The sequence below is a fragment of the Escherichia sp. AM3 genome, from assembly GCF_032029835.1.
GTDB classification, from domain to species: domain Bacteria; phylum Pseudomonadota; class Gammaproteobacteria; order Enterobacterales; family Enterobacteriaceae; genus Escherichia; species Escherichia coli.
This window is the reverse complement of record NZ_JAVUPQ010000768.1, coordinates 1-319: the sequence shown is the minus strand read 5'-3', so window position 1 is coordinate 319 and position 319 is coordinate 1. Positions and strand designations below refer to the sequence as shown.

The following is a 319-nucleotide window of genomic DNA, read 5'->3' as shown; positions in this document are numbered from 1 at the left end:
GCCGTGGTCGGTTCGCCGGTAAAGTACGCCTTTCCTTCGCTCTCATTCCATTTTTTCTTCACCGGATCGTAGCCGCGGTTCAGTACGCTGATACCGCCATCGCTGCGCTTGCCGTACGTCGCGGTGACCTGTTCCAGACCGCGCTCGAAGCGATTTTCCAGTCGGGCGACTTCATACCATTTGCCGAGATAGCGGCTGGCATCAAAGCCGGTAATGGGCTGCACGCCTTTCGGCGGCGTGGGAGATTTACAGGCAACCAGCGTCAGCGCAATGGCGACACCGGTAACGACAGGCCATAGCCTCATGAGACCTCCTTTCA

1 protein-coding gene is annotated in these 319 nt (G+C 58.3%); it reads right to left on the bottom strand.

Going from position 1 to position 319, the window contains the following annotated elements; all coding sequences use genetic code 11:
• A partial coding sequence (locus RTW80_RS28275; RefSeq protein WP_312721419.1) for a lipocalin family protein occupies window positions 1-305 on the bottom strand: 305 nt, incomplete at its 3' end.
• Window positions 306-319: the final 14 nt, after the last annotated feature.